The sequence below is a fragment of the Halobacteriovorax sp. JY17 genome, from assembly GCF_002753895.1.
Classification (GTDB): domain Bacteria; phylum Bdellovibrionota; class Bacteriovoracia; order Bacteriovoracales; family Bacteriovoracaceae; genus Halobacteriovorax.
On record NZ_NJER01000005.1, the window covers coordinates 22,932 to 35,731 of the forward strand.

At 33.5% G+C, this 12,800-nt stretch carries 15 protein-coding genes; all 15 read left to right on the forward strand.

Features of this window, described 5'->3' with window-relative positions:
* Positions 1 to 6 precede the first annotated feature (6 nt).
* The 15 genes from CES88_RS16565 (at position 7) to CES88_RS16635 (ending at position 12,699) form a co-directional block, all read left to right on the forward strand.
* The gene (locus CES88_RS16565; protein WP_290736997.1) at positions 7 to 756 is read left to right on the forward strand and encodes a hypothetical protein; all 750 of its coding nucleotides are present in this window, start codon (positions 7 to 9) and stop codon (positions 754 to 756) included.
* The gene (locus CES88_RS16570) at positions 753 to 1,280 is read left to right on the forward strand and encodes a hypothetical protein (RefSeq protein WP_290736999.1); all 528 of its coding nucleotides are present in this window, start codon (positions 753 to 755) and stop codon (positions 1,278 to 1,280) included. Before CES88_RS16565 ends, CES88_RS16570 begins: the two co-directional genes overlap by 4 nt.
* Positions 1,273 to 2,775, forward strand: a complete 1,503-nt coding sequence (locus CES88_RS16575; protein WP_290737001.1) for a DUF87 domain-containing protein — start codon at positions 1,273 to 1,275, stop codon at positions 2,773 to 2,775. The genes CES88_RS16570 and CES88_RS16575 overlap by 8 nt, the downstream gene beginning before the upstream one ends.
* Positions 2,768 to 3,466 carry a hypothetical protein gene (locus tag CES88_RS16580; RefSeq protein ID WP_290737003.1) on the forward strand — a complete coding sequence of 233 codons (699 nt, stop codon included), beginning with the start codon at positions 2,768 to 2,770 and terminating at the stop codon, positions 3,464 to 3,466. Before CES88_RS16575 ends, CES88_RS16580 begins: the two co-directional genes overlap by 8 nt.
* A gap of 219 nt (positions 3,467 to 3,685) precedes the next feature.
* The gene (locus tag CES88_RS16585) at positions 3,686 to 4,066 is read left to right on the forward strand and encodes a hypothetical protein (protein ID WP_290737005.1); all 381 of its coding nucleotides are present in this window, start codon (positions 3,686 to 3,688) and stop codon (positions 4,064 to 4,066) included.
* A gap of 15 nt (positions 4,067 to 4,081) precedes the next feature.
* On the forward strand, positions 4,082 to 4,387 hold the full coding sequence (locus tag CES88_RS16590; RefSeq protein ID WP_290737007.1) for a single-stranded DNA-binding protein: 306 nt from the start codon (positions 4,082 to 4,084) through the stop codon (positions 4,385 to 4,387).
* Positions 4,388 to 4,397: 10 nt separating this feature from the next.
* The gene (locus CES88_RS16595) at positions 4,398 to 4,586 is read left to right on the forward strand and encodes a helix-turn-helix domain-containing protein (RefSeq protein ID WP_290737008.1); all 189 of its coding nucleotides are present in this window, start codon (positions 4,398 to 4,400) and stop codon (positions 4,584 to 4,586) included.
* Positions 4,587 to 4,596: 10 nt separating this feature from the next.
* Positions 4,597 to 5,733, forward strand: coding sequence for a site-specific integrase (locus CES88_RS16600; RefSeq protein WP_290737010.1), 1,137 nt, complete (start codon positions 4,597 to 4,599; stop codon positions 5,731 to 5,733).
* Positions 5,734 to 5,982: 249 nt separating this feature from the next.
* A complete protein-coding gene (locus CES88_RS16605; RefSeq protein ID WP_290737012.1) occupies positions 5,983 to 6,747 on the forward strand; it encodes a type IV toxin-antitoxin system AbiEi family antitoxin domain-containing protein in 765 nt (254 codons plus the stop codon).
* Positions 6,744 to 7,655 carry a nucleotidyl transferase AbiEii/AbiGii toxin family protein gene (locus CES88_RS16610; RefSeq protein ID WP_290737014.1) on the forward strand — a complete coding sequence of 304 codons (912 nt, stop codon included), beginning with the start codon at positions 6,744 to 6,746 and terminating at the stop codon, positions 7,653 to 7,655. The genes CES88_RS16605 and CES88_RS16610 overlap by 4 nt, the downstream gene beginning before the upstream one ends.
* Before the next feature lie 334 nt (positions 7,656 to 7,989).
* Positions 7,990 to 8,982, forward strand: coding sequence for a hypothetical protein (locus CES88_RS16615; RefSeq protein ID WP_290737016.1), 993 nt, complete (start codon positions 7,990 to 7,992; stop codon positions 8,980 to 8,982).
* A 10-nt stretch (positions 8,983 to 8,992) separates the two neighbouring features.
* Positions 8,993 to 9,553: a hypothetical protein gene (locus CES88_RS16620; RefSeq protein ID WP_290737017.1), complete on the forward strand. Its 561-nt coding sequence runs from the start codon at positions 8,993 to 8,995 to the stop codon at positions 9,551 to 9,553.
* Complete coding sequence (locus CES88_RS16625) at positions 9,541 to 11,445, forward strand: AAA family ATPase (protein ID WP_290737019.1); 1,905 nt, start codon at positions 9,541 to 9,543, stop codon at positions 11,443 to 11,445. Before CES88_RS16620 ends, CES88_RS16625 begins: the two co-directional genes overlap by 13 nt.
* Before the next feature lie 50 nt (positions 11,446 to 11,495).
* Positions 11,496 to 12,347 (forward strand): DUF2971 domain-containing protein, encoded by an 852-nt coding sequence (locus CES88_RS16630; protein WP_290737021.1) that lies wholly within the window; start codon positions 11,496 to 11,498, stop codon positions 12,345 to 12,347.
* 133 nt (positions 12,348 to 12,480) lie between these two features.
* On the forward strand, positions 12,481 to 12,699 hold the full coding sequence (locus CES88_RS16635) for a hypothetical protein (RefSeq protein ID WP_290737023.1): 219 nt from the start codon (positions 12,481 to 12,483) through the stop codon (positions 12,697 to 12,699).
* The last annotated feature ends 101 nt before the right edge of the window (positions 12,700 to 12,800 follow it).

The following is a 12,800-nucleotide window of genomic DNA, read 5'->3' on the forward strand; positions in this document are numbered from 1 at the left end:
ATATTATTGATATTGCCAATTAATTGTTTGGCCGGCTTTAGTGCTTTAAATAGTAGCTATGAGTATCAAATTCAAGATGAGGTTAAATCTACTCACTCATCAACAAGAAAGTCTAAAAAGAAGGGAGGAGATTTAAGTAAAATATTAAAAAGTATTGAAGCAAGTGATAGGAGCATTACTGACATCTTAGTAAATAGTGAAAAGAAGGTTCTAGTAAGAAAGCAAGAAGATCACTTGTCATCATTAACTAGATTAAGAGGAGTCTTACTTAATTCAGTCTTAGCAACTAACAGACGAGGAACTACTTTAATTATTAGACTTGAAGACAATGAGTACTTTGATGAAGCCGAGGTTCGGTGTAAAGGTCTTAGTTTTGGAAAAAGAGTCATTGGTAAGTGTGATTTAATCGTGAGTGGCGAAGATGAATTTCAGGTTGTTGCAGAGCTATGGGATCTAGATGGAGCAGAAGGTATCATCGCAGATCAATTCTATGATGGTTCTGAGAAAGAGTTTTTAACCAGCAGTTTTGCTTCTTTCTTTGAAGGAGTTTTAGGAGCCACAAAAGACAGGCTTATAACTCCATATGGTGAAGTGAATCAGATAAATGGTAAGAATCAAGTTTTATCGGGACTTATGGGAATTGGCGGTAATGTTAATTCAAAAGTTAAGAACTCAAGTGAGAAGAACTTGCAAATTGCTCTGATAAATTCAGGGAAAGAAGTGTTTATCTTTTTTCAAAAGAAGGTGAAGTTATGAAAAGATCATTGTTAATAATAGTCGGGGCATGTTTTCTTTTATCGTCGTGTTCATCAATGAAGAAAACGATTCTTTATAGCTCTTTAAGCGGCGGGCTAGCTGGTGCAGCTTCAGGTTATGCGTTAAGTCCAGATAAAGAAAGTCGAGGTGCAAATGCAGCAATTTTTGGAGTTTTAGGAGCAGGGCTTACTGCTTTAATTGGTTACGCTCTATTTGAGGACGATCCACGTAATCAAAAATTAAACCATATGCTTGAAGACAAGAGTTCATTGAATCCAAATTCACTAGGTTTGGATCTTGGTGATCTTAAGATAGAAGCCAATCTTTCAAATGAAGGAGTCTATAAAACACCAACAATAGATCTACCAAAAGAGCTTAAGGGAAAAATTAAAAAACAATACGTCATTAAGTATGAATCTAAGGAGAGATATCTACATAAGGGAAGTAAGACGTACTATATTCCTTCATTCAAAATCTTTGAACATGCATACGATGAAATCTTAGGAGATAAAGAAAGTGATTAAGGGAAAAGAGAAGAGTGTCGGACTTGGAGACTTTATGCTTCCAGTTGTAGATCTTTTGTCCATTGTAATTACAAAAGGAATAGAGCTTTTAAGCAAAGGAGTAATATTGGTATTTGAAAAGTATATTTTAAAAAATAGAGTTCCTGATATTGAGAAGATTGAGAGAGATGATTTACTAAAAAGTAAGACAACAAGCGATTTTGATTCTATTGGTTATTCTATTACATCGAAGAGAGAGATTAAAAGTCTTGATATTAATAAATCTAAGCACTCTGTTGTTGTTGGTGCAAGTGGTTCTGGAAAGTCAGTTCTTCTTGATGCTCTTATGAATGATGATATGAGACAAGGAAAACCTGTTATTTATCTTGATCCTAAAGGAGATAATGAGTCATTAGAAAGATTTATTGACCTTTGTAGAATGAATAAGAGGGAGTATTTAATATTCTCTGAGTATTACGATAAAGATAATAAGCTAAGTCTTAACCCAGTGTTGGATGGAAGCATTAATCATATCGCAGATCGTATTTTTAGAAGCTTTACATGGAGTGAGGAGTTCTATGCAAACAAATCTCAGCAAGCTCTAAAGATCTCAGTCAAATTTCTAAAGGACAAGAAATCCCCAGTAACGCTTAAAAGTATTTATGAAATGATCTTAGAATTATCTGAGAAGAAGGTGAATGGAAAGTTAATTCTTAATAGAGCTGAGATAGAGGGGTTAATAACTAAGCTCGATAATATTGTCAATTCAGACTTTGGGGAGATCTTAGGAGGAGATAGCGCCTATAGTTTTAATCAATTAAGAGAAGAGGGGAAATGTGTCTACATCGGTCTTTCTGTTCTTGGCTACGCTGAAACTGCTAGGGCCATAGGAAAGATTATCTTAGGGGATATTAACTATAGTGTTTATAACACATATAGAAATATATCCCATGCCTCTAAGAATATCTTGAAGCCTCTAGGTCTCTATATAGATGAGCTTTCAGCAGTTATTACAGATGAGTTCGTTGAAATTCTTAATAAGTGTAGGGGGGCCAAGATAGAAATAACTTCAGCATTTCAGACATCTAGCGATATTAATAAAGTTAACCCAGACCTTTGCCAACAGGTTTTTGAAAACTCTTTAAACTGGTATGTAATGAAGCAAAGAATGCAGGAAGCAGCGGAAGATATTTCCAATTCAATTGGAACTATGGAGTCAACTAAGAAGACTGTAAGAATTGAAGACGGTCAAGAGTTAGACCTTGGATCACAAAGAAAAGTCGAAGAATTGATTGTTCATCCAAATATCATCAAGAATCTAAATGTAGGACAGTGTATTCTCTTGCGTCAGCAACCAACAAGAATTGATCTTATAAATGTTAAGTATATTGATCAGGACACAATTAATAAGAATATTAAGTTCTATGAATATAATAACTGGATTAACGAAAGAATCTTTCAAGAGAAAATTAATGAACCAGTAAGTGACGAAGAAAAGGGGCCTTTGAATGACTAGTTTTCACCTTGTAGATGGTTATATTGATATTCTTAGTGAAGTTGGTAGATGGAAGATCATTCCCATGAGAGGGCTTTATGAACTCAATAGCTTTGGGATTCAATATGCAACATTTTGTAGAAAAATAAAGAAACTTGAATCAGAAGGACTTGTTAGAAGTATTTTAGGAAATAATAAAAGAAAATTTATAACACTTACTAATAAAGGAACTGAGATTTGTCCTTATGGAGTGAGCTTTGACGATCTAGAAGACAGCTTGAATCATGATCTGATTGCTACAAATATTGTTACTAAGTTGATCGAGTATAAGAATTTTAAAACTGGTCAAGTACAATGTTTCGGACGCGGGTTAGATGTTGAGCCCGATGGATTAATTTTTGGTCAAAAGAATGGAAGAGAATATTCATTGGCCATAGAAGTTGAGCTACATCAGAAAAGCAAGTCGAGAGTTTCGGATAAGCTTATCAAGTATGCGAATAGTGTCTATTATTCTTACGTTATTTATATCCTTAATAAGGAATCAACCTATAGAGCTTATAAAATGATTCTAGAAAGTATGAATGATGAAGTAAGAAGAAAGGTCATTTTACTCTTTGATATTAATCTAACACCAACAAGATTTAACTTCAAAGATGCTCAGTGTCTGTTTCAAGGTAAGAACGTGAGCTTTGAGGATATCTTCGGTGAGTAGGGTTATAAGAAGTAAGGTGAATTGTTACTTGAAGTTACACCCACCTTCGCCCCATATACATTTTTCTAAGCTAATCAAATAGTTATCTGACGCGATTTTTGACCACCCCCTCTCCACGAGTTACGAGGATGTGGTCAATAATAGCTAATAACAATTGATTGTTAGAAATAATAATGGGGCGAAGGTGGGAATTAAATTAAAAGTGGGAGAATAATAAAAATGGTGGAAGAGAAAAAAGAGATAGAAGAGAGTCAGAAGAAGAAAAGAGGTAGAAGGCCTAAAAATGTGAAGATTGAGTATGTTTTAAATAAAGAGCAGACGAAGTTTTTTGTTGATTTAAGTAAGAATAAGAATGAACTGAAACTTGTCCAAGATATATTAATAAAGGTTAATGATAAGCATCATGGCGGTGAGGTTCTATTTAAAGATATTGCGTTATTTTCGATTGAAAAGCTTACGATTAAAGATATTGATAAGCTTCAAGAAAACTCGTTGTCTGAAATGGAAAAGGTTCAAAGAAGTCTTGACGAATACAATACTAAGAATAATTTAAAGTTAAGTCTTGGTGAGTATCTTTTAAAGAAGCTCAATTTAAATTAAAGAGAGGTCAGATTTATGAATACAAATATAATGCAATTGTTTGTTGGCCGATTAGGGAAAGAGCCTGATCTAAGATATACAAAAAATAAAAAGGCAGTCTGTCATTTGTCGATAGCAACTACTAATGATGAGAAAAAGATCATTTGGAATAAAGTCGTTGTTTGGGGAAAGCAGGCTGAACTTTGTAGTTTATATCTTAAAAAAGGCAAAGAAGTTTTCGTTCAGGGTTATAAAGAAATTAGAGAATTTACGACTAATGATGGAGAGGTCAAAGAATATGAGGAGATTACAGCGAGCCTAATTGGTTTTCCTAATTTATAAGGAGGTCTATTTGAATAGTGTCAAAGATATTAATAAGTCTTGGTTATCTACAGATGAAGCAGCGAAGTACCTTGGTAAGACTCGAAATGCCATCTGGCAATTAGTGAGTAAAGGACTTCTTATAAAGAGAAAATGGGGAAGAAGGCTATATTTTAAAAAATTAGAATTGGATCAATTGATTGAAAATTCTTTGATTTAAGGGAGTGGTAATGGCAATAACTAAAGTGATGGATAAGACTGAAATTAATTATTCTGTTTATGTAAATATAAGAAGTAATGTTATGCCACATATCCGCTTCCAAAAAAGAATCAACGGTCTACTAACAAAGGCAGAAGCAAAAAGAAAAGAGAGGAAACTTATTCAGCAGTTATCTCAAAGGGTGGCACATGCTGAAGGGCATGGATTAACCTGGAGGATGATTGTTAGTAAGTGGGCGGCTACGGTCGCCTCCTCTTCTTATCTTGAAAAATCTTATAATCCATCAACAATTAAGGACTATGTCTCAATGTTACATCGTTGGACTAAAGTTTGGCTTGATAAGCCTGCATCAGAAATCACTAGAGGCGATGGACGTGAAGTTTTAAATCTCATTATTGATAAAGGCCGAAGTAAGGCATTTCAAAAGAGGGTTAAGAATACAATTAATATGATTTTTAACTGGGCCATAGAAGAAAAAGTAATAAGAGGAATTCATAATAGTCCTGTCTATGGTTTAAAGATCACGATTAAGCAGGATAAAAGGCCGGAGATATTGAAAACTGATGAGATTAGGAAGCTTCTTTATGAAGCTAAAGAGCGGAAGCATGGTTGGTACTTTATTTGGGCCATGGCGCTTATGACTGGTATGAGAAATGGAGAGCTTTATTCTCTTCGCTGGGAAGATGTCGATTTTGATGGAGGAATAATTAAAGTTGAGCGTTCTTATAATTTCAAAACAGGAGAATTTAAAGATACAAAAGCAGGGAACTGGAGAAGTGTTCCGATATCCTCTGAATTGAAGTCGCTATTTTTAGAGATCAAAAATACCTCTAAGTCCGAATTTGTTCTTTCAAGAATTCATATTTGGAAAAATGGAGAACAGGCGAAAATTCTAAAGTTCTTTTGCCGTTCAATCGGATTACCTGAAATTCGTTTTCATACTTTAAGAGCTTGTTTTGCTACTCAATTAATAGGTTCAGGCGTGGAGCCAGTAAAAGTTATGAAGATCTGTGGTTGGAAAGATCTCAAAACTTTATCTGTGTATCTCAGATTGGCCGGAATTGAGGAGAAAGGGGTTACTGAGGGACTTAACTTTCTTCCAACGGAAAAGGGTAATGTTTGTTCTATAAATTCAAAAAGAAGCTAAGGCGCTGGAATTAAAGGGAGATCTTCTTTTTTTTGGGTAAAATCGCTTGCTCAGCAAGTTCGTCAGTGGAATTTCTCTGAAATTCCACTGACCGATTTTATCGTATATTAGTGTCTAGTCAAGATAAAGAGAGCGTATATGGTTTATCATAAGTTTCATATGTCGCCCTGGAGTCGACATTTAGCACTTGATTTAAACCTTGTTTCGGTTTATCATATGTTTAAAAAGTCGCCTCGGAGTCGACATATTATGCTTAAAATAAACCAAGTATTATCAAATTGGAATAGTGGAGATGTTCATGGCCTTGAATGGCTCGCTGGATATGGCGTAGATCGTAAGCTTGCTTATAAGTATTGTAAGAGCGGTTACTTGGACAAAATAGTTCCTGGAGTTTTCATAAAGGCTAATGAACAGCCAAATCCTTATGCTGTAATAAGATATTTACAACAAGAACTGAATTTAATGTTACATGTGTCTGGTAGAACAGCTCTTGAATTACAGGGCCATGCTCATTACCTCTCAATGGGTAAAAAAAATAAGATATATCTAACAAGCTACGAAAGCAGGGTGTTTCCCAAATGGCTAAAAGAGTACTGGGGACATTTTGAAGTATCATTTCGAAAATCTAGTTTTCTAGAGTCTGAAAAGTATTTAACCGAGCATGAAGCGTCCGGCGGTTACAAAGTGAATGTTTCAACGAGGGAGCTAGCAATAATGGAGCTTATCGAGAGTTTCGATCTTTCGAATTCTCTTGAGACCGTTGAGAACTATGCTGAATCTTTGAATACTCTTCGCTCGTATGTTCTTCAGGAAATATTAGAAGAGTGTCAATCAGTTAAAGTTAAAAGAGTATTTCTCTACATATCCGAAAAAATGAATCTTCCATATTTTAAGAAATTAGATTTAGAAAAGATAGATCTAGGAAGTGGTAAAAGGGTTGTTGTTGAAGGAGGATCTCTCGATAAAAAATACAACATAACCGTTGATCGAATAATAGAGGAGAATCCATTTTGAGTACTGACTATAATAAAACAGTAGATCTTCTATTGGAGATACTTCCATTTGCATTAAAAGATGAGAGATTCGCTTTAAAGGGTGGAACTGCCATAAATTTGTTTCATAGAGATTTTGCAAGATTATCTGTGGATATAGATCTCTGCTATCTTCCTTTAGAATCAAGGGATGATACCTTTAAAAATATTCATTCAATATTGGAGATTATTCAAAAAGACTTGAAAGAAAAACTAGGTTTAACAGTATTTCCCAATAAACCTTTAAAGGATAAGAATGAGTCAAAGTTATTTGCAAGAAAGGATAACCTGGAAGTAAAGATAGAACCAAATTATATAATTCGAGGGTCAATTTTTCAGGCAGAAATTATTCCACTCGCAAGTAAAGCGCAATCAAAATTTAAAAAGAGTGTTGATGCGAAATGTTTAAATCTAGCAGATACTTATGGTGGTAAAATTTGTGCAGCTCTAGATCGTCAACATCCAAGAGACTTATTTGATGTTAAAAATTTACTTGATAATGAAGGAATTACAGAAGAGGTAAAAAACTCATTTCTATTTTATCTATTATCTCATGGTCGGCCATTAGATGAATTGTTGAATCCAAAGTTTAAAGAAATAAAAAAGGAGTACGAGGACCATTTTGTAGGGATGGCCGAACAAGAACCATCGGTAGAAGAATTAACAAATGCCAGAGAAAAATTAGTTAATGCAGTAGCCGAAAGTCTGTCAACATCGGACAAGGAGTTTCTTGTAACATTTGCTAAAAGAAGCCCTGATTGGAGTAAATTTAATATACCTGGAATTGAACATTATCCATCAATAAAAAGAAAGCTGTATAATCAGGATCAAATGACTGATGAAAAAGTAAAAGAATACGTTAAAAAATTAAGTAAGGTTTTAGGGTTATAACAGTGAGTCAAGAAAACTTAACTATAGGTATTTTATACATTTGACGATAAGAAATTAGGTTAAACATGAGTAAAACAACGAAAACAATTAATAGAGATCCAAGTGATAAAACAGCAGGGTTTCGTTTGCAAAAATTAAGAGCCATTAAGGTTATGCTGAATCATTTTTTGGAGAATCCTGAAGCGTTGTTTTGGTGCTCGATTGAAAAAAAGCGGATGTCAGTTTAGAAAACAATAATAATGATGGCGAACTCGAAAGACATCTAGAAGAGGATAAAAATTACGGTGAGGACAACAAGTTAACCTTTAATAGTAGTGCAATATTAAACACTTTGGTGATAAATATTGACTCACTTCACCAGTTTGACTTTAATCCAAATACTCTGTTTACGTTCTATACTTCCACTTCATATACAAAGGAGGGGGAGACGAAATTTACAAAAGAGAATGAACTTTCGTTCCCAGAAGAATCAGTCTTTTCTAAGTTAAATACTACTGTTGATGGAAAAGAAGTTGAAAGTTATGGAGGTGCATTTGATGATGATGCACTAATTGAGCTTTTGTCAAAAGTATTATTAAACGAATACAAGTCACAATACTCCAAAAAGAAATACAATGGAAATTTGGGATCTATAAAACAATGGGATCTTGAAAACTGGAAAGATTTTTTTAGGCGGATAAAGTTTTTCTTTGGTGAACCGAACCATGAGGAGATTTATAAAGATGTAGAAACTTTAGTTAAATCATTGCCTCAATATAGTGATGATTTAATTGGTAAAGAAGGATTAATTATTTCAGCATTGCTTGAAGAAGTTGAAAAGACTCAATATTTAGAGGGATCATCAAAAGGATATGTTACTAATAAAAGTATCGAATTGGTTTATGAACAATTAAAAAATGGAAGTAGGCGTCTTGTAGATCCATCTTGGATGTCATGGGAAAAAGTCGAAAAACCAAAAGATTTAAGAAATATTGAAGAGAAAATTAGAGATGTTTTAAATGATCCCGATCAAAACTTCATGGATCGAATAAATAGAAGAGCTGCAAATGGCTTAACTAAAACACAAGAGCATAATGAGGATAAAACTCTAAAAGCTGTTTTATATATAATTTATGACTGCTGTGAAGAAGAGCTAAATGAATTAGTTAAAAATAAAGAGTCAATGACAGAACAGGAAATTACGGATAGTATTAGGGTACTTGTTGAAAAATCCTATGAAGATATCAAAGAAAAGGCTTCTGATTACTCCTATATAGTAACAAATAAGAAGTCTATTCAAGAATTAGTACTATATCTTGTAGATAGCTGCTATTTAGCATTTGATTGAATGAGTTAAGATGGAAGAAATTAGTTCAAAGATAAGAAATAAAAAGAGGCTTATGTTTATAAGCGGTGAAGACTTTTATCTTATGGCTTATTCAATTGTAATCATTTTGGATGAGCTCGGATGCTTTGAGGGAAAGAAGACATTTAAAGATCATCGTAAGTTTGCATTTCTAATTTCAGTGATGGGTGACTCTAGATTTAAATCAATTTGGGTTAAACTTGGAATTAGAAATAGTTCTGAAAAATCAATATTGTCAATTGATGAGAGAAAAATAATGCTGGATGCGTATTATTGGGCAATCGGTAAAGATCCAACAATCGAAAGATTGCTTATAAATATGGAGAAAAACGGCATATTGGCCTTGACTTCAGATTCAAGCAAAAAAGTATTCGATGTTTCTCTTAGAGAGCATGAAGGTGTAAAAAAAATATTGGATTGTGACTTATATGATTATGATAGAGATGTTTTTAGAGCTTTAGCTTCAGTGGTTAAAAGGATGAATGTTCTTACTTTAGAGAGCTTTGTAGAGAAAACATTTCACAAGTTTGAGATTGGAAAATGTCTAGTTTAGTTATAAAAAGATTAAGGTACAGTGGAGATACGTACTCTTACGAATCTCCGGAAATGGGCAAAGGACTAAATGTTCTAGAGGCTCAGAATGGTCATGGGAAAACTACTTTTTCTTCTCTAATTTATTTTGGTTTAGGTGGGAACCCAAGCTTTTTTAAGTCTTCAGTTGACGAGAAGCATATTCAAGTTATCTCAGACACGAACAATTTTGTAGAGTTAGAAGTTGATATAGATGAGAAGAAGTATACTTTCAAACGATTGATTGAGAAAAATGATGTAATCGTCACTGATGTTGAAAAAAAGGAAGCACAAGTATTTCCTATTTTTAGAAATGATTCCAGTACTCAAACATTTCCTTTATGGATTGCGAGTAAGTTGAGCTTGTCGGTTGCAGAGATGAACCTCGGAATTCATACTTGGAGCGTTAATTTTTTAGATTACTTAAGATTGCTTTATCAGGACCAGATAGGATCTTCAAATTCTGTATATAAAGAAGCTGAAACTACCAATTTTATTTCAGACTCAATTTTAATGAGGAAAGCAATTTTTGAATTGATAATGGGAAAATCATTTCCCTCCTTGTATAAGATTAGAGGAGAGGTAAAAAAAGAAGAGCGTGAGCTAACCGAGTTGAAAGGTGGATTGACTGCTTTTGACAAAACATTAAAAACATTTACCGTTAAAGATAATCTCCCTAATGTAGAATCTTTAGAAAAACAGTTAAGTGAAAAAAATGAGCAATTAAGCAAACTTGAAAAGAAGAGAAAAATACTCCAAATAATACCTATCGCCAAAGTAGAAGAAGATACTAAAATAAAGGCGATTAAGAATAAGATCAACTTACTATTAAATGAGGGTTTTAAGATTGGTGATTCTATCCAAGATTTTGAGAAGGAGTTAATAGGGTTAAGTCGTACACATCGTAATCTTTCTCTTGAAATTTCACAGATTAATAAAATTCTTGTTTCACATCAGCACCTTTCCTTGTTTTCGCCAGATACTTGCCCCATTTGTTTAGAGCGTGTGCAAAGAGAAAGAAACAAGTGTTTATGTGGAACTCCGGTTATGGAAGAAGAATATGAAAAATTCTTCTATAATACGACCGAATATATTGAAATAATTAAGTCGAAGGAAAAGAATAAAGATACTTTAGAAAAGGCTTTGACGACTTGTGAGAAAGATATTTTAAACGAGAAGTTAAAGCTTCAGGTTAATACAGAAGCTATTGAAAAAGAGAAAAACAAATTAGAGCAAGAGTTAGCAAACGTCGAATTGAAAATTGATACCACAAGGCTATCAGAGGTTGATGATAAAATCTTGAGTTTAAGGTCTGAAACATCAAACTTAGAGAATCAAATAAGAATAGAGCGAGAAAGAGATCGGATTACCAAGGCCATTAGTCGTCTTGAGATTTCACTAAAATCAAAGAAAGCAACATTAAAAGGGCTTGAAGCGAGTGCTGAGAAAGAACTTCTTACGGTAAGGATGTCCTTCAATCAAATTTATACGGATTTAATGAAAAGGTCGCTTGCAGATGTAAAGGTAGCTACCTTGAATGATAACTACGAGCCCGTGATTAATTATGGGGAATACAGGGAGGCAAGTTCAAAAGTATCAAAAAGACTATTATATTATTTATCCTTATATAAGCTTTCCTTAGATGATACAGAAATACCATTACCAAGGTTTCTGTTAATTGACACACCGAAGACTCATGGGATTGATTCTGAAAACTATTCTGTTGTACTTGAGAAAGTTGTAGAGGTTGCAGCAAGTAAAGGTTTTGGCCAAATTATTTTGACCACTGGAACTGAAGATTGTCCTGAATTTTTAAAGGATTTCGCTTTTGAAACAATGGAAGGTGGAAATAAGTTGTTGAAAGAAAATAAGTAAAGGTTCTAATTGAGCTAGTGTTTTCTATCAAAAAGTTGAAAGGAAATATTATGAAAACTTTTGAAGCAGATAGATTAGAATCATTGTTTCGCTTTTTTGATTATACAGGGGGAATAGAAACTCTTAAAAATAAAAGACTTCGCTTTAAAACGGCTGATCAGTTTAATGACCCTTATGAATTACTTCCTTCATCTTTTATTCCAGATATAAATTTTCAAGAGTTAAGCAACGAAGAAATCTTAGATGAGATGAAAAATGTTGATATCTATCCATTAAATTCTTTGCCTCCTGGTACTTTGGGCAAGCTTCCTTTGGAAGCGATTGAGAATGGTTTAAGACCCTTGTTGGAAAAGAATATTAAAAGCTATTCCGAAGGAGTTCGACAAGTTTTCGAAAATTACAGGAAAACCTCATTTATTAATTGTCTAACTCATAGAGTTGATATCCTGAGAATGTGGTCCGACTATGCTGACAAGGGGAAAGGCATTGCTATCGAATTTGAAGTTTCTGTAGAGCGAGATAATTTTTTTAGATGCGCAAAAGAGGTTAAATACCATAACAGTCCACCTAAATTGTACACTTCTCTGTCAGAGCTATTCGTTAAAGGTTATGAAGCATCAAAACCCGAGAATTGGAAATCTTTATTTGAATATTTCTCTTACTCTAAGAGTGATGATTGGAAGAACGAAGAGGAATGGAGAGTTATAATGCCAGATATGTCTACTGACACGTATTGTGACTATACTTTTTCGCCAGAAGATATTTTAACTGTTTATTTGGGATACAATTTATTGAATAAAGAAGAAATTATAAATGAAGTTAGAAATTTGAATAAAAACATTAAAATTATTCAAGTTGAAGTAAACAATCATGAGCATGGCTTAATTATGAAAAATATTTAAGAGAGGATTCTTTTTGGATTTAGTTAAAGATTATATCGATATTATTGAAGGGCAAATTATTTCCCAAGAGATAAGTTTTAATCAATCTATAAAGAGTAACCCATCATTGTTTTTGGCTAGATATTTTGAGTATATGGATAGACAAATTATAAAAATGAAGAGAAATGTTATTCTTTCCCAGAAGTTGTTACATTCAAATGAGTACTTAGTAGAATCGAACTCACATCAAAGTAATAAGACTGCAATAGATAATTTGAAAACGTTGATTCAGAACGGTGCTGATATTAAACCTTTTCAATCTAAAACGATTGGTCGGTTTCAATATCGTAAGTTAGGCTTCTGCCACGTATAAATTCTTATAGCCTTTCTACGATTAGTATTCATGGAGGTTATCATGAATATTGAAGTCGTTGAACTAATCGCAAAAGCAAATAAGATTCTCGCAGTTACTGG

Coding starts and splice junctions, on each gene's coding strand:
- CES88_RS16605 (WP_290737012.1), top strand. CDS start 5,983: ATGCTTAAAATAAACCAAGTATTATCAAATTGGAATAGTGGAGATGTT.
- CES88_RS16625 (WP_290737019.1), top strand. CDS start 9,541: ATGTCTAGTTTAGTTATAAAAAGATTAAGGTACAGTGGAGATACGTAC.
- CES88_RS16580 (WP_290737003.1), top strand. CDS start 2,768: ATGACTAGTTTTCACCTTGTAGATGGTTATATTGATATTCTTAGTGAA.
- CES88_RS16570 (WP_290736999.1), top strand. CDS start 753: ATGAAAAGATCATTGTTAATAATAGTCGGGGCATGTTTTCTTTTATCG.
- CES88_RS16635 (WP_290737023.1), top strand. CDS start 12,481: ATGGATAGACAAATTATAAAAATGAAGAGAAATGTTATTCTTTCCCAG.
- CES88_RS16590 (WP_290737007.1), top strand. CDS start 4,082: ATGAATACAAATATAATGCAATTGTTTGTTGGCCGATTAGGGAAAGAG.
- CES88_RS16585 (WP_290737005.1), top strand. CDS start 3,686: ATGGTGGAAGAGAAAAAAGAGATAGAAGAGAGTCAGAAGAAGAAAAGA.
- CES88_RS16600 (WP_290737010.1), top strand. CDS start 4,597: ATGGCAATAACTAAAGTGATGGATAAGACTGAAATTAATTATTCTGTT.
- CES88_RS16620 (WP_290737017.1), top strand. CDS start 8,993: ATGGAAGAAATTAGTTCAAAGATAAGAAATAAAAAGAGGCTTATGTTT.
- CES88_RS16630 (WP_290737021.1), top strand. CDS start 11,496: ATGAAAACTTTTGAAGCAGATAGATTAGAATCATTGTTTCGCTTTTTT.